The organism is Nitratireductor sp. ZSWI3 (assembly GCF_024655565.1).
Taxonomy (GTDB): Bacteria; Pseudomonadota; Alphaproteobacteria; order Rhizobiales; family Rhizobiaceae; genus Nitratireductor.
Map to the genome: position 1 here is coordinate 20218 of NZ_JANKOF010000005.1, position 18129 is coordinate 38346.

General features: G+C 61.1%; 18 protein-coding genes. 2 read left to right on the top strand and 16 right to left on the bottom strand.

The genetic code is table 11. The annotated features are described in order from the left end of the window. Nucleotides 1-41: 41 nt before the first annotated feature. The 6 genes from NUU27_RS03130 to NUU27_RS03155 form a co-directional block, all read right to left on the bottom strand. Nucleotides 42-1397: an MmgE/PrpD family protein gene (locus tag NUU27_RS03130; protein ID WP_257760592.1), complete on the bottom strand. Its 1356-nt coding sequence runs from the start codon at nt 1395-1397 to the stop codon at nt 42-44. Next, on the bottom strand, nt 1394-2617 hold the full coding sequence (locus NUU27_RS03135) for a CaiB/BaiF CoA-transferase family protein (protein WP_257760593.1): 1224 nt from the start codon (nt 2615-2617) through the stop codon (nt 1394-1396). Before NUU27_RS03135 ends, NUU27_RS03130 begins: the two co-directional genes overlap by 4 nt. Nucleotides 2618-2687: 70 nt before the next feature. Next, a complete protein-coding gene (locus NUU27_RS03140; protein WP_257760594.1) occupies nt 2688-3683 on the bottom strand; it encodes a tripartite tricarboxylate transporter substrate binding protein in 996 nt (331 codons plus the stop codon). 114 nt (nt 3684-3797) lie between these two features. Continuing rightward, nucleotides 3798-5294, bottom strand: a complete 1497-nt coding sequence (locus tag NUU27_RS03145; protein WP_257760595.1) for a tripartite tricarboxylate transporter permease — start codon at nt 5292-5294, stop codon at nt 3798-3800. 9 nt (nt 5295-5303) lie between these two features. Beyond that, nucleotides 5304-5738 carry a tripartite tricarboxylate transporter TctB family protein gene (locus tag NUU27_RS03150; protein WP_257760596.1) on the bottom strand — a complete coding sequence of 145 codons (435 nt, stop codon included), beginning with the start codon at nt 5736-5738 and terminating at the stop codon, nt 5304-5306. 542 nt (nt 5739-6280) lie between these two features. Continuing rightward, nucleotides 6281-6592 carry an enoyl-CoA hydratase-related protein gene (locus tag NUU27_RS03155; protein ID WP_257760597.1) on the bottom strand — a complete coding sequence of 104 codons (312 nt, stop codon included), beginning with the start codon at nt 6590-6592 and terminating at the stop codon, nt 6281-6283. Between the two features lie 211 nt (nt 6593-6803). Between NUU27_RS03155 and NUU27_RS03160 the strand changes: the two genes are divergently transcribed. Further along, complete coding sequence (locus tag NUU27_RS03160; RefSeq protein ID WP_257760598.1) at nt 6804-7580, top strand: alpha/beta fold hydrolase; 777 nt, start codon at nt 6804-6806, stop codon at nt 7578-7580. A gap of 226 nt (nt 7581-7806) precedes the next feature. Further along, complete coding sequence (locus tag NUU27_RS03165) at nt 7807-8865, top strand: AbrB family transcriptional regulator (RefSeq protein ID WP_257760599.1); 1059 nt, start codon at nt 7807-7809, stop codon at nt 8863-8865. Nucleotides 8866-8876: 11 nt separating this feature from the next. Here NUU27_RS03165 and NUU27_RS03170 read toward each other — a convergent pair whose 3' ends face one another. The 10 genes from NUU27_RS03170 to NUU27_RS03215 form a co-directional block, all read right to left on the bottom strand. After that, nucleotides 8877-9665, bottom strand: coding sequence for an SDR family NAD(P)-dependent oxidoreductase (locus NUU27_RS03170; protein ID WP_257760600.1), 789 nt, complete (start codon nt 9663-9665; stop codon nt 8877-8879). A gap of 15 nt (nt 9666-9680) precedes the next feature. Next, nucleotides 9681-10556 (bottom strand): amidohydrolase, encoded by an 876-nt coding sequence (locus NUU27_RS03175; protein WP_257760601.1) that lies wholly within the window; start codon nt 10554-10556, stop codon nt 9681-9683. After that, the gene (locus NUU27_RS03180) at nt 10549-11118 is read right to left on the bottom strand and encodes a carboxymuconolactone decarboxylase family protein (RefSeq protein ID WP_257760602.1); all 570 of its coding nucleotides are present in this window, start codon (nt 11116-11118) and stop codon (nt 10549-10551) included. Before NUU27_RS03180 ends, NUU27_RS03175 begins: the two co-directional genes overlap by 8 nt. After that, complete coding sequence (locus NUU27_RS03185; RefSeq protein WP_257760603.1) at nt 11115-11759, bottom strand: glutathione S-transferase family protein; 645 nt, start codon at nt 11757-11759, stop codon at nt 11115-11117. The genes NUU27_RS03180 and NUU27_RS03185 overlap by 4 nt, the downstream gene beginning before the upstream one ends. Beyond that, entirely contained in the window at nt 11759-13069 is a 1311-nt protein-coding gene (locus NUU27_RS03190) for a TRAP transporter large permease (RefSeq protein ID WP_257760604.1), read from the bottom strand. Before NUU27_RS03190 ends, NUU27_RS03185 begins: the two co-directional genes overlap by 1 nt. Continuing rightward, nucleotides 13066-13590 (bottom strand): TRAP transporter small permease subunit, encoded by a 525-nt coding sequence (locus NUU27_RS03195; protein ID WP_257760605.1) that lies wholly within the window; start codon nt 13588-13590, stop codon nt 13066-13068. The genes NUU27_RS03190 and NUU27_RS03195 overlap by 4 nt, the downstream gene beginning before the upstream one ends. A 50-nt stretch (nt 13591-13640) precedes the next feature. After that, nucleotides 13641-14642 carry a C4-dicarboxylate TRAP transporter substrate-binding protein gene (locus NUU27_RS03200; protein WP_257760606.1) on the bottom strand — a complete coding sequence of 334 codons (1002 nt, stop codon included), beginning with the start codon at nt 14640-14642 and terminating at the stop codon, nt 13641-13643. A 115-nt stretch (nt 14643-14757) separates the two neighbouring features. Continuing rightward, nucleotides 14758-15696 (bottom strand): LysR family transcriptional regulator, encoded by a 939-nt coding sequence (locus NUU27_RS03205; protein WP_257760608.1) that lies wholly within the window; start codon nt 15694-15696, stop codon nt 14758-14760. A 244-nt stretch (nt 15697-15940) separates the two neighbouring features. Next, on the bottom strand, nt 15941-16918 hold the full coding sequence (locus tag NUU27_RS03210) for a tripartite tricarboxylate transporter substrate binding protein (protein WP_257760609.1): 978 nt from the start codon (nt 16916-16918) through the stop codon (nt 15941-15943). 354 nt (nt 16919-17272) lie between these two features. Beyond that, nucleotides 17273-18127, bottom strand: coding sequence for a Pnap_2097 family protein (locus tag NUU27_RS03215; protein ID WP_257760611.1), 855 nt, complete (start codon nt 18125-18127; stop codon nt 17273-17275). Nucleotides 18128-18129: the final 2 nt, after the last annotated feature.

Below are 18129 nucleotides of genomic sequence, written 5' to 3' on the forward strand. Positions count from 1 at the left end.
TGGCCGCTGCCATCCCGTTTACCTTGCATCCCGCCGCGAAATCAGGTGATTGTCCGTAGCGTGCCAGGAAGTTCATCGCTTTCGAGAATGAGGCGCCGCAGCCGGTCAGCCTCCCCCTGCAATAGGACGGTGCCCGCCAGTTCGTCGAACTTGGCGATCAACTCAGCCTCTGCGATCGGATTGTCGGGATCGCCCCGACGCGAAGATTGGAAATGGTGCAGTTCGCGCCCGTCGGTTAGCCTGACCTTCAGCCGTGCCATACGGCGACGCGGATAGTGTTCGGCCAAATCCTGCGCGCATTCCACCGAAATGCCGGGCATGATCTTGCGAATTTCTGCATTGGCCAGCGCCTCGGGCTCGAACGCCGCCAGGCGCACACCACCGAGCACAAGCTGTGCGGCAAGGCAGTATTGGAGACTGAATCGCGCTTCTTGCGCTGACATGGGATTGGGTCTGTCGCAGATGGACTTCGTCGGGCCGTAACCCTCCACATGAATCGCCGCGATCTCGCCTGAACCAAAGCCGTTTTCCACACGCAAAGTCTCGAGGCCATCGAGCGCAGCGAAGATATGGCCGCAACAACCGTGGATCTTGACGGTCATCCGGGTGATCGGCGTCCATGCGCCCGCCCCTTCGAAAGCGGCGTCCCAGTTGCCCGTGCCGTCGCTCGTGGCAGAAGCATATCCCTTTGCGCCGTGCAGGCTATCGAGTGCACCCGTAATACCAGCGCGTGCAGCATAGGCAGCGAGCAGCCCCGCATCGGCGGCATGTCCGGCATGCAGGGCCTTGACCATGCTTTCGCCTTGGAAATTCTGCTGATGTCCGCCCGCGAAACTGGTGGAAATGGCAATGGCATTGGCAACGCCGTCGCGATCGCAGCCAAGCAGCATAGCTCCGGCAACAGCCGCGCCGATCGTGCCGACCGTCCCGGTGATATGCCAGAAATCGTAATGGCTCGGCTGGAGCGCGAGGGCGAGGCGACAGCCGGCCTCGTAGCCGCCGATCACCGCCCGGTCGAAAGCTTCACGCGAAGCGCCACGGCTCTGCGCAACAGCCAGCGCGGCGGCGATGGTCGGAGAGCCGGGATGATAACCGCCGTCGCGAAATATGTCATCGAATTCGACCGTATGACTTGCGGTCGCGTTAATGAAGGCGGCGCGGCGAGGGCTCGTATAGCGGCCGTCCACATAGCAAAGGGCACCACCCGCGTCCGCGCCACCATCCAAACCGATGTCCACCGCAGCAAGCAAGGTGGCAGGAGGGCGTACGGTACCAGGCAAGGTCGTGGCGAACCAGTCGAGCGTCGCGTGCCGTACCGCTCGCCGCACTCCATCGCTTAACGGACGCGCTTGCCAGTCGGCCGCAAGGTCGGCCAATCCCAGGAGCGGGTTGGTCATGGCGTCGCCTCCTCAGCCTCTTTTGCTTGCCTGGCGATACCGGCGATACACAAGGCCTCGATCTCATGGTCGCCGAGGCCGAGCATGCGCAAGATCTCGGCCGTCTGCGCACCGACCGGCTGCGGCGGCAAGGTTACCCCAGCCTCCGTCGCGGACATACGGAACGCGACCGAAGGGACGCGCAATCCATCCACCCGGCCCGACGGGTCTTCCAACCGCAGAAATTGGCCCCTCGCCTCGGCTTGCGGATCGGAGAGCGCCTCTTCCATGCGGCGGATCCGTGCGGCGGGGATGCGCCGCTCGGTGAGGAAGTCTTCCCAGAAAGCCGCGGGCATTGTCGAAATGATCTCGGCGAGAGCGGCGTGCTCTTCATCGAAAGCATCGATGCGGTCGAGGTTACTGGTCTTTACAAGGTCCTCTCGTCCCAGCGCGATCCACAGACGCCGCTGCTGGCGCAGGTTGGAGGCAGCGATCATTATATTGGCATCTGCGGCGCGATACATGCCCAGCGTGGCAAAAGCGAATCGGTTGCCCTTTGCCCTTGGGTGTTTGCCCGACCAAAGAAAATCGGTGGCGTGTGACGTCAGCAGCGTCGTCGCCACGTCGAGCATGGAAACGTCGATATACTGCCCCTTGCCGCCGTTGCGCTCGCGCTGGAAGAGCGCTGCGCTGATGGCGAAGGCCGCGGTCAGGCCTGTGGCATAGTCCACTGCCGGCGCGCCGCATTTCAAAGGACGATCATCCCCATGGCCAGTCAGATCCATAATGCCGGAGAAGGCCTGGATGACATTGTCATAGCCGGTCTGCTGCCGACGCGGCCCCGTCGCGCCGAAGGCGGAAACCGAGCAGTAGATGAGCCGTGGATTGAGCCGGGCAAGGTCGCGATAGCCGAGGCCGAGCCCCTCAAATGCACCGGGACGGTAGTTCTCGACGAAGACATCAGCCTTGGCGACGAGCTTGCGAAGTGCGGCGCGCGCCCTGTCGGACTTGAGATCAAGCGCCAGAGTTTTCTTCCCGGCTCCTTGCGCCAGGAACGATGTGCCCATGGCAGCGCGGACGAGATCTCGGTCGGACCCTTGAAAACGCGCCTGATCGGGATCGTCCGGTGCCTCGACCTTTATGACCTCTGCGCCGAGCAGCGCCATCTGATAGCTGGCGAAGGGTCCCGCGAGCACATGGGTAGTGTCTACGACAAGCAGACCTGAAAATGCTCCGGTCATTTGGCCTCGATCCTTGCACCCAACCATGAGGAGATCGCCCCCGCCCCGATGGCGGCGGAGGCGGCGAATGTCAGTTGTTGACCAATCCGGCAGCAACGAGTTGCTCTTCGGCGAGCCGGGTCAATCTCTGAACGAAGTCGGCGTATTCCACCGGACCATAGTCGCTGTCCTCGACGCCTGCGCTGCGGGCATATTTCTGGTAGCCGTCGGCCTGCATCGCGGTATGGATGGCGTGAGCAATCTGCTTTTGCAGATCCAACGGCATGCCCTTGGGCCCGAACACGCCACGCACTTGGATCCAGCTCGTGTCTACGTCGTACCCCTGTTCCCCGAACGTCTGCATGTCAGGCAGGGTTGAAAGACGTTTTTCACCCAGCACGCCAAGACCCTTTAGCCGATCGGCTTCGAAAAAAGACAGCGCGGGACCGAGATTGGAGACGCCCACGTCAACGTGGCCGCCGAGCACTGCGGCGATGATATCGGGGGTGGACTCGAATGCGACCCAATTGAATTTCACACCGGCTTGCTGCTCGAGCATGGTCATGCCGATATTCTGCATCGACCCGACGGGGCCAAAACCGCCGATATTGACCTCTCCACCATTGGCCCGGGCCAACTCCACGAGATCCGTGATCGAGTCGAGCTCGGAATTCTTTGCGACGAAAAACAGGATTGGGTCTTCCTGTGCCAGCGCGATCCATTCGAAATCGTCCGGCGAGAAGGTGCCGCGCAGGTTGGTGAGCATGCCTGTGAAGTGGGTGACGGTGTTGACCCCCAGCGTCAGCCCGTCCGGAGCCGCCGCGCGCACCTTGGCCATCTGCGTTGCCCCGCCACCACCAGGTGCGTTGACCACGACAATCGATTGACCGATCAGCGGCTCGAGGGACTTGGCCAACGTTCGGGTAAAAACGTCCACGCCGCCGCCCGGCTTGGTGTGAAGCACGAAATTGACCGCTCCCGACGGCTTCCAGTCGTCCTGGGCGGCGACTGACCCTGAACCGCCGAGCACCAGCATCGCAGCACTGGCAAGGCCGACCAGCGTCTTCTTAAGGTTGTTGAGTTTCATTTGTTCCTCCCTTTCCATCCGGTCGGACTGCATCCAACCGCCTGCGACAGTCTGGTGTTTCGGATCGGCGAATTGAACTGAGTGTTAGTCAGTCAATGACGACGCTTCGTTTGGTCAAACCTCCCGTGCGCGGGCTTTGCGCGCGCGCAGGGCCGCCAAGCCCGGCAAGACGAAGGCCAGAACCGCAACGGTGAAGAGCAGCATTGTCAGCGGCGATGTGTAGAAGATTGCCCAATCGCCCTTTGCCGAGATCAGAGCGCGGCGGAAGTTGGTCTCCATCATCTCGCCCAGCACCATCGCAAGGATGATCGGCGCAAGGGGAAACTGCAGCTTGCGAAGAACATAGCCCATCAATCCGCATGCAACCATGACATGGACGGGGAACATTGTTGTTTCGGACGAGTAGGCACCGACGAAACAGATCCCTGCAACGATCGCTGCGATCGCCGCTCGCGGGATGTTCGCAACGCGCGCCCAAATGCGTGCCCCCGCCAGGCCGATGAGAACCATGATCGGCACACCGACCCAAAGCGAAGCGAACACCGTGTAGGGAATTTCCGGCGACCGGGTGAAAAGGAGCGGCCCGGGTTGAATGCCCTGCACCATCAAGGCGCCGATCATCACCGCCGTGGTGGGCGAGCCGGGGATGCCGAGCGCCAGCAACGGAGCAAGTGCGCCTGCCACTGCTGAATTGTTGGCTGCTTCGGAGGATGCCACGCCTTCGAGCGAGCCCTTGCCGAACCGCTCGGGAGTTTTGGACAGGCGGCGCGAAAATGCATAGGACACAAAGGAGGCGATGGACGCTCCCGCCCCTGGAATGATGCCGATCACGTAGCCCAGCACAGAACTCCGCAAGATCACCGTCTTAAGGCCCAGCAGCGTCTTGACCGGCAGCGCGATGATGCCTGCCACAGGCGTGCTCTTCTTCTTCTCGGTCGGGCCGTCCTCTATCATGAAGAGCACCTCGGACAGTGCATAAAGACCCAGCAGGACCGGCACGAGCGGAAGGCCCTCGAAGAACTCGGGGTTGCCACCGGTGAAGCGGGGTACGCCTGTCTGTGCGTCCAGTCCGATAGTGGCAAGAGAGAGCCCGATTCCCATCGACACCGCCCCCTTGAGAGGCGAACCGTCCGATAATCCCGCAACGAGACTGAGGCCGACGAGCGCCAGAGCGAAATATTCTCCCGGACCGAAACGGAGCGCGAATTCAGAAAGCGGCACGGCAGTCAGGATCAACAAGGCCGTAGAAACGAAGATGCCGATCCCGGAGGATATTATCGACACGCTCAAGGCTTCGCCTGCCCGCCCCTGCTGAGTGAGCGGGTAACCGTCCCAGGCGGTGGCCACGGCCGCCGCAGTACCGGGAGAGTTGATAAGAACCGCCGTGATCGCTCCACCATATTCCGCCGCCGCGTAAAGTGCCACAAGCCCGACAATCGATACGACGGGGTCCATCCCATATGTAAACGGTATAAGCAGCGCCACGCCCAGGCTCGGCCCAAGGCCCGGAATGGCCCCGATCAGATAGCCGGCGAATGCGCCGAACACGAGAGCGACCCACACCATGGGATCGCCGAAAGCGGCAAAGCCGATTGCCAGATTCTCGAACATCGTCGCTCCTCAGGGAAGGTTCACGGACAGGGCCAGGATGAAGGCGGCCCAGATGAAGGCCACAAGCGCTAGCGGCACGCCGATCAGCTGGGAAATCCGCCGCTCACCACAAGCAAGCATCGTGGCCAAGGAGAATATGACGACGCTGGGAAGCGCACCGATCTTCTCGAAATAGATCGACTGCGCGACGAGAAGAACTGCGGCGATGGCGACCCATACGGGCCGGCGCACCGATACCCAGCTCTCCGGCATGGTGCCGAAGGCCCGGATGAGTGCGGCCACAGCGACCGCGGCGATCGCAATCAGGGTGCTGGCGGCCAACAGCAGAGGGAAGCCACCGGCGCCGATATCTATCTGGTTCAACGGCTGCGGAAGCATGCGGGCCGCCTGAAAATAGCGGACGAAGATGGCAAACAAACCGACGCAGCCGGCAAGCTCGATCACGGGAAGCGGCGCGCGCAATATGTGCAGGCCGAACTCCCACCTCCGGCGAGAGCTTGTTTCCTCACTCATGTTTTCCTCCCTAACGCGCCCGGCTGAGGCCGGTGGGCGCATCTCCTGTCATCGTTTCTTCATCGGGAATCCGGCCTTTCCGGTGAACTGACAAATTGTTAGCCCAACCGGGCCCAACGCTTGGGGGCAGCAGAAAATTCTTGATTATCAGATACTTGAAGAACCTGCACGAGAGGGTCTGGCACCAGCGGCGCTTAAAAAGACTCCGATGTCTGCCCGGCTTCTTCGCGAAGTCAGTCTACAAAGGGCACTCTTGGCTTCACCATCCGCCAGCCGATCCACCAGCCCCATTCGGAATGCAGATTCGGCGTCCACCGGCTTGCCACTGGTCACCAGCTTAACCGCGTCGGTCATTGGCACGAGACGGGTAGCCGCACCGTCCCACCGGAGCCGGGAATGATACCAAGCGTACCTCGGGCAGCCCCATTGTGGCACCCGGCTCTGCCACTCGTCCATGACAGGCCATCGCCGATTCAAGTCCACCGCCGAGCGCCATGCCATGGATCGCCGCCACCCAAGGCACGCGCGGACCCTTCGATCGCGGCGAGGACATCAGGCAAATGGGGTTCGACAGGTGTCTGCCCCAACTCGTGGATGTCCGCCCCGGCCACGAAGCTTCGGCCCGCGCAGCACAGAATGACGGCCTGCACCTTCGGGTCGCGCTCGACCGCACGCGTGGCATCGAGCAACGCAGCCCGTACCGCGCGTGCGAGCGCATTGACTGGCGGGTTGTCGATCGCGACTCGCGCGAGTTTCCCACGGGTCTCAAGGCCAATGGCAGTCATCGTCGTTCCTCCTTCCGGCCGACATAGGAGCTGTCGGGTTGGGGGTAACCAAACAAATGGTTGGGTTTAGCCTACCCCTGCCTTGGGTATGCTGCCGAACGACAACACAAACCCTCTAGGACCTGTGGACAGCCGTGCGACAGAGGAATGAGAGGAGGCAGAAAATGACGACGCTCGTAAGCGTTCCCCACAACATGTCGGGCGCGCGCGCATGGGGCTGACCTTTGAAGCCGACCCGGAAAGCCACCGTCCCCCGCTTCTTCTGGTGCATGGCCTCCTGTCCAGCCGACGGCACTGGCTGCCGAATCGGGCTCTGTCCGAGACGTTCCGGCTGATCCGGGTCGATCTACCAGCTCATGGCGCCTCTCGCCCACCGTCGCGTTCCGAAGACGCCAGGCCCGAGGCGCTAGCGCGCGCGCTCGATGCAGTGCGCGAAACGCTGGGTATCGCGCGGTGGTACCTTTGCGGCCAGAGCTTCGGCGCGGGTCTTTCGCTGCGCTATGCGCTCGATTTTCCCGATCGTTGCATCGCGCATGCGTTCACCAACGGCAATGCCGCCCTGCGCGCTGCGTGGCCGGACAAGGCACGCAGCGAAAATGAGGAACTGTGCTCGAGAATTGCTACCCAGGGTCATACCGCAATCCGAGACCTGCCCTACCATCCGGCGCACGCGCGCCGCTTTCCGTCCGAAATCCATGCCATGCTTTCGGCCGATGCGGATACCGTTGATCCCGAAGGCTTTGCGCTCTTGATCAAAGAAGCGATACCCCGGCTTTCGGCACGGGAGCGTCTAAGCGAGCTTCAGGTGCCGACATTGCTGGTCAACGGTCTTCTGGAACGACGTTTCCAGCCGGCCCGAGCATGGCTGGCCGCCGCCCATCCTGGCGTCGAAATTGTTGATCTGCAGGGAGGACATTCGATCAATATCGAATGTCCGGAAGCCTTCAACGCAGCCTTGCGGCGCTTTTTCAAGAGATATCGGAGATGATGAACCTAACCATCGGTCAGATGGCCCAAAGAAGAATTCTTTCGATATCCGGCATTCGAAAGGGCTTTGTATTGGGGAGTCAGAGCCATTTCCAGGACCGCACATCAAAACATCGAGTCACCGAGATTGGTGCGACTTCAGCGTGCGATGGCAGCAATTGGCGTGCGGGGCCGCAAGGTTTTGCATCGTGTGCCTGCCGCCTATAGGGAAGGGAAAACAGCAAGATATGTCATCGCCAGCGCGCAGATATCTGGGACTCTCGCTTCTCTACCTGTTTGCCGTTGGCGCGGGTTCGCTCTTCAAACAACTGGGCGTCCCGCTCCCCTGGATGATTGGCCCGTTGGTGCTGTCTGCAACGGTCTATCTCAGCGGCATCGCTACCGCGCCGGTCCCGGTTCAGACCCGTCCCTTGGGACAGATGACGGTTGCCGCCCAAGTAGGCCTTGCTTTCTCTCCAGCCGCGCTTGCAGCACTCTTGGACCTTGGTCCGCTGCTTGTGGGAACTGCTCTTATCAGCGCGCTTTGCGCCTGTGTTGTCGGTATCGGACTGTCTCGCGTCGCAGGGCTCCGGCTACCGCAAGCGCTGCTCGCCACTTTCCCGACAAGCCCTGTCGAAGCAACTGTCATCGCGGAGAAATTCGGGTGTGATCCCGCGCCGATCGTGTTGTCCCAGACGGTACGCATCGCATCGGTGGTGGTCCTCGTGCCGATCTGCATTTACGCCATCGATGGCTGGCCCAACCGAGACGGCATCGCGCAAGGCGGTGAATTCGACCCAATCGGAATTGGCTTACTCGCCCTTCTGGCCATCACGGGCGCTGTCCTTTTTCGCAAGCTGCGGCTGTCCAATCCCTACTTTCTCGGGCCACTCGTGCTGTCCGCTGCGGTTGCTGCCGCCGGATTTCAGCCAACCGGTTTCCCTCCGCCGTTTCTGGCCGCAGCGCAAATAGTGCTGGGAACGTGGCTGGGCTCGACTTTTCGCCGGGAGCTTTTCGCCGAGGGCGGCCGTCTCGTTGTTGCATCGATCGCAAGTGCCCTCCTGCTGCTTGCCATCGTGTCGGCCTGCGCGGTGGGATTAGCTGCGGCGTCGGGACAGAATTGGGAAGTACTGGTGCTGGGGGCCGCTCCCGGTGGGGTGACGGAGATGGCGCTTACCGCCAAGTATCTGGGGGTGGATCTCGCCCTTGTCACCGCGTTTCAGTTGACGCGGATCTTTTTGTTCATGCCGAATATCCCCTGGATCATCGCGCTGATCGACCGCTACGAGACGCGGCGGGGCCGCTGAAAGCGCTCGCGTCAGTCGCAGCGAACGCTCATGCCGCCATCTACGACGATCTCCGTGCCGGTGATAAACCGAGCCTCGTCCGAGGCAAGGAAAAGAGCGGCATTGGCCGTGTCGCGTCCATCGCCCATCCAGCCAAGGGGTATGCGTTTCAGCCGTGATGCAAGCAGTGCATCCACATCGCCGCCCATCCGCTGGCCTGCGAGCCGCGTTTCGACCATCGGCGTATGAAGCTGGCCAGGCACGACCGTATTGACGCGCACGCCCTTGGACGCGAATTCGACGGCCACCACACGGGAGAACTGAATGATCGCCGCCTTGGCGGAGGCATAGGCCACTTGCGGGGAACCCGTATAGCGAATGCCGGAGGTAGAGGCGGTATTCACGATCGCACCTGCCCCCCTGGCCGCCATATGCGGCAGCACGCTCCGGCAGGTCAGATAGACGCTCTTCAGATTGAGATTGAGCTGCCTGTTCCAGCTCTCCTCATCGAGCTCAGTCGGCCCGCCCTTGGCTGATCCGCCGACATTGTTGACGAGAACATCGACTGCGCCGAACCGTTCGGTGCAAGCGGAAACCATATTCTGGACTGCATGGCTATCGGTCACGTCGCAGAGATGTGGCTCGACTTCACCTCCGACGGCACGCACACGTTCGAGCGTTTCGCCCATCGTCTCGGATTTGATATCCACCGCGAAGATCCTGGCGCCCTCCTCGGCGAAGCGCACGCATGTCGCGCGGCCGTTGCCCCAGCCAGAGCCGACGCAGCCGGCCCCCGTGACGATAGCCACCTTGCCCGCCAATCGTCCAGCCATCCATCAATCCTTTCCAAATCGGTAAAATCTTGCCGGGTTGTCCACCATCAGGGCCTGCATCTGCGCCGATGACGGTGCAATGCGCGGGATCAGGTCGAACAAGTCGCCGTCGTCGGGCGGAGCATCACGGAAATTCGGGTGCGGCCAATCGGTGCCCCACAAAACCCGTTCGCCGAAGCGTTCGACGATGGCGCGGGCAAATGGCACCGCGTCATCATAGGGCGGATTCTGCCGTGAGATGCGCTCGCTACCCGACACTTTGCACCAGATGCTTGGCCGGTCGAGCAGCCGCAAGAGCGCCTGAAACGGTGCCTGGTCCAAGCCCTGGGAGGCGTCCACCCGCCCCATATGATCGATCACCACCGATACCGGCAGTGCAGCAAGCACTGGCGCCAGATCCTCAATCAGGGTGGCGTCCATATGGATCTGCAGATGCCATCCACGCGCGGCGAGGCGTGGCGCGAGTGCCCGCAATTCCTCCGCTGTCGCACCGGGTGCGAGGTGGCTCATATAGTTGAATCGCACGCCCCGGAAGCCCTGTTCCGTCAGCCTGTCGAGTTCGGCGTCTTCCACATCAGGCGGCAGCAGCGCTATGCCGAGATAGCGCCCCGGCCGGGCAGCGATCGCATCGGCAACGACACTGTTGTCATAGCCATGGCACCCCGACTGCACGATGACGCAGCGCTGAATCCCCATTGCGTCATGCAGCGCAAACAGCGCCTCCTTGGGGGCGTCGGCGGGCTTGAAGCGGCTGGTTTCCTCATAGGGAAAGCGCGCTATCGGCCCGAATACATGGCAATGACAATCCGTAGCCCCCGCAGGCAAATGTACCGTTGCCGGGCGCGGCTCGGGCTTCCAAGTCAGCGGCCTTTCATTCATCGACGAACTCGGGCTCGGCATCGCCCAGCGGCGGGATGCGGAAGATGTTTATGGTCAGGGAAATCAGCGTGTAGTAGCCGAGCAGTCCCACGAGATCGACAAGGCGCTGCTCGCCCAAGACCTCGACGGCGCGCGCATAAAGCGCATCGTCGACTTGCCGCCTCTCGTGGGCAGCACAGGTCAGATCGTAGACCAATGCCTCCTCGGGATCGGTGAAGACAGGCTCCTGCCGCCTGCAGATGGCATCAATGATTTCGGGCGCAAGACCCGCCTTCAGTGCCGGTTCCTTGTGCGCCTGCCATTCATACTCCGAACCGAAAATGCGCCCGGTCACGAGGATCGCCAGTTCCGACAGCCTTGGGTCCAGCGTGGTGTCGTAGCGGCAGTAGCGGCCCAGCTCCTGCGCCTTGGCGGCGAGTTCCGGGCGATGCAGCCAGACCGCCAGCGGTCCGCGCACGCCGCCGCGGGGACCGGAGGCGATGGCCTCGTGGATCTCCTTCTGGCGCGCCGAATAGCCGGCCGAATCCGGGGCGCCGAGACGCTGTTCGGGCCAGTTGCTCATACAGTTTCCCTTTCGGTTGCTTTCCAGGCCGGTTGGCACGCGGCGAAAGCGTCGAGCCATGGCACAAGATCAGGAAATTCGGCCCGCCAGTCGATCTGACCGCGCCAATCCAGATAGCCGAGGCAGGCGGTCAGGGTGATCGACACCAGATCGGCGCGTTTCGGGTCGGGGAGATCGTGGATCAACGCGGCAAGCCCGCGCCGGATTTTGCCTCGCTGGTGGTCGAGCCAGCGCTCCGATCTCTGCCCCGCGCGGAACCGGTCTTCATAGGTTATGAGAAGGGCGGCTTCCGTGACCCCGTCAGCCAGCTTTGCCCGTGTCAATGCTCTGAACCGCGCCAGTCCATGCGGGGGCACCAACACCCCGCCACCGGCGAGAGTATCGAGCATTTCGAGGATTGTGTGGCTGTCGTAGAACGCTTCGCCGCCAATCAGCAGGCAGGGCATCTTTCCCAGCGGGTTCTGGTGGCGCAGACTGTCGGCCCCGTCTAGCGTGTCGGCCGGCTCTTCCCGCACCCGTTCAACCATATCCAGGACGCGCAGCGCCATACGCACCTTGCGTCCGAAGGGCGATGTGGCTGTCGTTCGCAAGATGATGGGCACGGCGGAGTTAGCCCAAGGTGCGGACAGGTCGCCTGTCATCATCGCATCCTTTCCGGCAAGTACAGCGCGATCTGGGGCACCAGGCACAGAAGCACCAGCATAACCAACCCCGCTGCAACAAAGGGTACAAGTCCACGGAACACATCCTCAAGCCGAACGCGTCCGGCTGATGCAGACTGGACGACGAAGCAGTTGATCCCGACCGGTGGCGTCACCGCACCGATCTCGACCAACAAGACCACGAATATGCCGAACCAAACTGGGTCAAAACCGAGGTCCATCATCACGGGATGGGTGATCGGCAGCGTGATCGCCAGCAGCGCCGGCGCGTCCATCAGCATTCCGAGCGCCAGGTAGATCAAGGCCACCAGTGCTACGATCACCCAGCGGTTGACCTCCAGGCCCGTCAGGAACCCACCAACCGAGTTGGTCATGCCGGAGAGCGCAAGAAACTTGGAAAAGACCAGAGCGCACATCAGGATGGCGAAGATCATCGCCGTAGTCCGGATCGTTTCCAGAAGTGTCTCACGCAGTTCTATCCTGCGCAGGCTCCGATGACGGACCAGTGCGAGAATGAATGTGAGGGCCGCGCCAACGGCGCCAGCTTCCGTCGGGGTGAAAATCCCCAGATAGAGGCCAGAGACAATACAGAAGATTATCAGAACCAATGGTCCCGCCATGCGGAGCGACCAGAGCTTCTCGCGCAAGGCGAAGCGACGCGTCTCGGTCGGTGCGAGTGCGGGATTGAAATACACTTTCAGCCAGATCGCGACGCACAGAAGGAGCGCGAAGACGATACCGGGAATGAACCCAGCCACCAGCAGCGCGCCGATGGAACTATCGGTCAGAATGCCGTAGACCACCACGAGCGCCGATGGCGGGATCATCACGGCGAGCGTACCTGCGATTGCAATGGCTGCCGAAGCGAGGCTTTTGTCGTAGCCACGTTCCAGCATTTGCGGCAGGGCAAGCTTCGTAAAAACAGTCGCCGTGCCCACGGACGATCCCGAAGCCGCGCCAAAAGCGGCCGCGCCGAGCGTCGTCGAGATTGCCAGCCCCCCACGCATGCCGCCGAGCCATTTGCTCGCGGCTTCGAATAGATCCTCGCCGAGTCCGGCACGCATGGCAAAGAAACCCATGAGCAGGCAGAACGGGATCACCGAGAAATGGAAGGAATGCGTCGTGTCGAAGAATACGGTCGACAGCAGCGCCGTGGCCGCCTTGAAGCCGACGAGCCAGGCCAGGCCGAGCGAACCCACGAGTCCCAGTGCGACCATGACGTTGATGCCAAGCAGAATACCGGCAAAAAGCCCTGCGGTGCCAACCAGGCCGATAGCAAGATTGCTCATTCGATCGCCTCCGGATCAGCATCAGGAAGGGATCCGCCAAGTGCCGCCATTGCTGCGTCGAAAAGGAACTGCAGACTGAGGAGCGCCATCCCGGCTGCCACCGTGAACTTGATCGGCCAGACCGGGTAGCGGATCGAGCCGCGCTCCACTTCACCGATGGCCCACGAACTTGCCGCCGCAAGCCATCCAGCCCAGGTCGCCCAGGCGAAGAAAAGCGCGCCAGCCAGCATCGCCAACACCGCGACCGCGCGCCGGATCTCGCCAGGTAGAGAGCGCGTCAGCAAGATGACCTTGATGTGGCCACCTTCGTACTGGGTCAGCGCCAGCGATAGAAAGACCATCAGCGGTAGCGCGCCTTCAGTCAGTTCGAGCGTCCCGGCGATCGGCGTGTTGAAGAGATAACGAAGGAGCGTGTTGGCCACGATGAGGCCCATCACCGCAAACATGATGATACCGGCGATCAGGCCACAAGCTTTGAGCATGCGGCCATAGGCCGCTCGCAGACGCATTAGGTTGTCCATGGGTTCCCCTCGGATGCAGCGGGTCGTGCGGCCCTGCTGCATCTGGCTCGCTAAAACGTCAGTTTCTCAAGGATGGCGTCGACGGGCAAACCCGCCGCTTTAGCCTTTTCGATCCATTCGGCGCGGACTGCCTGAACCTTGGGATCGTCCACCAGGGCCTCAAGCTCCCCCTTTGGGAACTTCACGACCTCGACACCCAATTCGGCCTTCCAAATCTCCTGAACACGTGTGGTATCCTCATCGATCATCCGGCTGTATTCGGCAAGGTAGTCCTCGCCGAGTTGAGCCACGACGGTGCGTGTCTTTTCATCCAACCCATTGTAGCTGTCGAGATTCATCGCCAGGAGATGGCCGAAGGAAGCACCGAAGGGGACCTCGATATAGTACTTTGCCACCTCGTCATATTTCCACGCCCTCGCTAGTGCAGGACCGATTGGCGTGCAGTCGATTACCGACCGTTGCAGTGCCTCATAGGCGTCGGTAGTCGTGATCGAGACAGGCGTTGCCCCCATTGCTTCTATGAGTGCCGGATAGGCGAAGCCATATGATCGGACGCGCAGGCCCTTCATATCTTCCATAGACCTTACAGGCTTGACGCACAAAAGGCCGTAGTTCTCCAGCGGCCTGAATCCGATTGCATGCAGGCCCTGAGCATGAAGCTCCTCTGCAAACTGGGGGTAGGTTGCATGCCATTTCGCCATCGCATCTCCGACACCCTGAGTGTCGAGTGGTTGCGGGATGAAGAAGCCGACCGCGTTGTTGAGTGGCATTTGGTCGGGGAAATAGGGTGTGACGATATCGCCGAAGTCGCCGACACCGGCTGCCAACGCCTCTGGAATCTCACGCGTCTTGGCAACCGCACCACCCCAGAACACCTCGATTTGATGTTCGCCACCCGTCCGCTCGGAGAATTGATCGACGAGCCACTGGGTGGAGATGGCTTGAGCGTCACCCGCCCCTTGTGGCTTGTAGGTAATCCATTTGTAGGTATCAGCAGACGCCGTCGAACAGAATGCGCCCGCCGCCAATGCCAACGCAAGAATAGCCTTCATAGGTTCTCCTCCCTTAAAGCCATTGGCTGTCGCCAATATGACTCAAGGGTTATTGGCGATGAGAAGTCATGCCGCAAATACCAATAAAGTATGCTTTCATGCCTATACAGCATGATCAGTGCCAGATGCCTCTCGCCACCAGATCCTGCACGATATCGGCTATGGCATCTTCCACGACCCTGTTCGCCATCTTGCTGCGCTGATCGCGCTTGGTCGCGGTGCACAGCCGCCATATCACCTCCGGCTCGGTAATCGGTGCAGCGGTCAAGGTGCCCAGATGAAACTCCGTCAGCACCCCGCCGAAAGTCAGCAATGTGAAACCGTGCCCGTCACGCACAAGCGCCTTGAGGTGCCAAATTCCGTCCACTCGCTGAACCACATTAAGGGAGCATCCGATCTTTTCGGCATGCTGATCAGCAAGGATGCGTAGGTAGTTCGCCCGCGACGGCATGATGAGCGGCAGCGCTGCCGCCTCGGCAAGCGTATAGAATTCCTTGTCTAGTGCCCCCGCCCGACCGATCAGGTGGAGCTTCTCCACAAGCAGCTCCTGACTGGAGATATCGGCGCGTACCGGTGGATTGTGCATGACGGCCAAGCCGATCTGACCTGCAAGCAGCCAGTTCTCCAACTCTCGGCTGAAACCCTCTTTGAACCTGAGTTCAATGTCGGGAAAGGCGCTTTTGATGTGGCGAAGCAGCGGTGGTGCAATAAACTCGCCTGGTGTGGGTGGCATTCCCACGACGACCGTGCCCTTGGGACTATCCGCCTTCGCGGTCACATCGTGAAAAGTCTGTGCGAGCTGGCCGAAAATTCCATAGGCCCGATCCAGCAGGATTTTTCCTGCTGGCGTGAGTTCGACGCCGCGAACCGACCGATCAAACAGTACCAGATCAAGGTCGTTCTCCAGGCTGGCGATTTTACGGCTGAGCGCGGGTTGCGCGATATGCAATCTGCTCGCTGCCCGCGTAATGTTTCTTTCTTCTGCAACGGTGACAAAGCATCGTAGCGTGCGAGTGTCCGGTTCCCAGTCGGGCGGCTTTCGATCAGGTGCCATGCTCGTATCTATTGCTCGATGGTCTATCTCCACACGATACTACATCGAACTGACCATCCAGTTTGGCCTTACCATTCGTGAAACACCCGGACGACAGCTTGCCCAAGCCCTTGCGGTCCCTGCCTGCCATTGGCATGCTCGATCCGGAATTGCCTGTGCCCGAAATGGGACCGACGAAAAATGGCACGCAGATTGCGCGCCATTTCGTGTGCTGCATTTCTTTCGACGCCGTTGCGCGGGGATATCAGTTCAGGACGCCCGCGGCCGTCAGCTGGGTGCGCGCCACTTCCGAGATATTACTGACAAAATCAGAATAGTCCGCAGGCTCCATCCACGAGTCGGACACACCGGTGCTACGCGCATAATTCTGATAGGAATCGGCTTTCATTGCATCATGAAATGCGTCGGCGATCTGCTGCTGCAATTCCATCGGCATCCCCTTGGGGCCGAACACGCCACGAACTTGAATCCAACTGGTATCCACATCGATTCCTTGCTCGCCGAACGTCGCAAGCTCGGGCAGGCCCTCGAGGCGCTCATTGTTCAAAACGCCAAGGCCGCGGATCCGGCCGGCCTCGAAATAAGGTGCCGTCGGGCCGAGGTTGGATACGCCAATATCGACATGTCCGCCCAGCAAGGCGGTGAGGATATCGGGTGTCGATTCATAGCCGATCCAGTTGAATTTGGTGTCGGTGGCGTTTTCCAGTATTGACGTGCCGATGTGTTGCATCGACCCGACAGGTCCGAAGCCTCCGATCGAAATCGTGGCGGGGTTCTCCCTGGCCGCTGCGATGACATCTGCAAAGGTCTGGTATGGGCTGTCCTCGCGCACGAAGAAGAGGATGGGATCTTCTTGCACAGAGGCGATCCAGGAAAAGTCGTCAGGCGAGAAAGTGCCTTTGAGGTTTGTCTGCATGCTCGTGAAATGGGTTAGCGTGTTGATGCCCAGGGTCAACCCGTCCGCTTTGGCGCTCCGCACTTTGGCCATCTGAGTGGCACCACCGCCACCGGGCGCGTTAGTCACCACGATGGGTTGGCCGATTTGCGGCTCGAGCGATTGCGCCAGCGTCCGGATGAAGATATCCGAGGTGCCGCCTGGTTTGGTATGCATCACGACCTCGAGGGGCCCGTCGGGCCAGTTGTCTTGCGCCAGCGCGGTCGTGGTAACGCTGACGGCCGCGGTAGCGGCCAGCGCAATGGCCCGGGTGAATCTGAATGTCATTGGGTCTCTCCTCCTCAAGAATCGGCCGCCGCAAAGCAATAGCGGGCCTGCGTCATCAGTATCTGCGCGTTCGGCTGCAAGCTGAACCAAAGAAAGGTTTGCCAATGGTCCCCTGATGGTAATGATAGCGGCACCCGTGAGCACGGTGGTACCTCGGCCGTGTGGATGGATCTGAGCAAGGTGACGCTGGCAGCGAGGGCGACCAAGTATGCGAAGTTTCGCATTTTCTTTTCGCAGCTCGGCGGGATACGCTTGAAGCGCTTGAGCGATGCGGGCGCCCTTTATAGAGCGGCCTTGGCGAAGAAGGCGGTTCGGCGGTGGTCTGTTCCATCTGCCTCACGCCGTCGCTGAAAATCAGGAAAGGCTCAACGCATTTGCGGGATGCGCGCCTATGACCGCCGAAGTGAAAGCGCGCTCATGCCGCAACGTTGCGACATGAGCGATCAATTGTGCGTCGTCCCGATAGATGCCCAGACCTGATGGGATCTCCACCACCTCGACGCTGTCGCCCCAATCGAGATTGCCGAGATAGACGACTACCCGACGTGCCAGCGGGGCGAGCCGCTGCTGGCCGACCCACTGAGCACGCTCCGCCAGACGGGAAAAGACTGGAAAATATAAAAGTCCCACCGCATTGAAATCCAGGCTGGGGCAAGGCGTCTCGCGATATCGGCGGCCTGCACGTGCAGGTGGCCCCGCGTACGATTTCGAGATGCGGCGTGCACTCTCGTTCAATTCGACCAGTCCCTCCGGGGCACCCGGCAGCTCGGCTTCGCTGACGGCTCGATTGCGGACAATTCGTCGGTTGAGACCGGTGGAGTCATGGCTGACAAAGGTCGAGATCATCCGCAGCCGAGCCAATTCAACACCTTCGCGGCAAACAACGTGAACCGACCCGGTGCTGCCAAGGCCTACCCTGAAAATATCAGACGTCACAATGACATCGGCCCCGGGCAACGAAGCGGCAGGGTGTAAAAGGTCCAGCGAGGTGGCACAGAACGCGGCATAGGCCGGACGCCCCTCGTCATCCACAAACACGGCCCTGTTGAGGCCGATCGCCTGCGCAAGCAGCAACCAATGGATGTCACCGCACTCGCGCAGAAGCCACTGTTCGGAAAGCCCCTCGGGCGCCAGTTGCGCCATGCCGAGACGATAGTTGCGAATCTGGCCGGTCCGGCGGAGCGCACCTTTCTCGATGGCCTCCAACATAC

Coding starts and splice junctions, on each gene's coding strand:
- NUU27_RS03130 (WP_257760592.1), bottom strand. CDS start 1,397: ATGACCAACCCGCTCCTGGGATTGGCCGACCTTGCGGCCGACTGGCAA.
- NUU27_RS03135 (WP_257760593.1), bottom strand. CDS start 2,617: ATGACCGGAGCATTTTCAGGTCTGCTTGTCGTAGACACTACCCATGTG.
- NUU27_RS03140 (WP_257760594.1), bottom strand. CDS start 3,683: ATGAAACTCAACAACCTTAAGAAGACGCTGGTCGGCCTTGCCAGTGCT.
- NUU27_RS03145 (WP_257760595.1), bottom strand. CDS start 5,294: ATGTTCGAGAATCTGGCAATCGGCTTTGCCGCTTTCGGCGATCCCATG.
- NUU27_RS03155 (WP_257760597.1), bottom strand. CDS start 6,592: ATGACTGCCATTGGCCTTGAGACCCGTGGGAAACTCGCGCGAGTCGCG.
- NUU27_RS03160 (WP_257760598.1), top strand. CDS start 6,804: ATGGGGCTGACCTTTGAAGCCGACCCGGAAAGCCACCGTCCCCCGCTT.
- NUU27_RS03165 (WP_257760599.1), top strand. CDS start 7,807: ATGTCATCGCCAGCGCGCAGATATCTGGGACTCTCGCTTCTCTACCTG.
- NUU27_RS03175 (WP_257760601.1), bottom strand. CDS start 10,556: ATGAATGAAAGGCCGCTGACTTGGAAGCCCGAGCCGCGCCCGGCAACG.
- NUU27_RS03180 (WP_257760602.1), bottom strand. CDS start 11,118: ATGAGCAACTGGCCCGAACAGCGTCTCGGCGCCCCGGATTCGGCCGGC.
- NUU27_RS03185 (WP_257760603.1), bottom strand. CDS start 11,759: ATGACAGGCGACCTGTCCGCACCTTGGGCTAACTCCGCCGTGCCCATC.
- NUU27_RS03190 (WP_257760604.1), bottom strand. CDS start 13,069: ATGAGCAATCTTGCTATCGGCCTGGTTGGCACCGCAGGGCTTTTTGCC.
- NUU27_RS03195 (WP_257760605.1), bottom strand. CDS start 13,590: ATGGACAACCTAATGCGTCTGCGAGCGGCCTATGGCCGCATGCTCAAA.
- NUU27_RS03200 (WP_257760606.1), bottom strand. CDS start 14,642: ATGAAGGCTATTCTTGCGTTGGCATTGGCGGCGGGCGCATTCTGTTCG.
- NUU27_RS03205 (WP_257760608.1), bottom strand. CDS start 15,696: ATGGCACCTGATCGAAAGCCGCCCGACTGGGAACCGGACACTCGCACG.
- NUU27_RS03210 (WP_257760609.1), bottom strand. CDS start 16,918: ATGACATTCAGATTCACCCGGGCCATTGCGCTGGCCGCTACCGCGGCC.
- NUU27_RS03215 (WP_257760611.1), bottom strand. CDS start 18,127: ATGTTGGAGGCCATCGAGAAAGGTGCGCTCCGCCGGACCGGCCAGATT.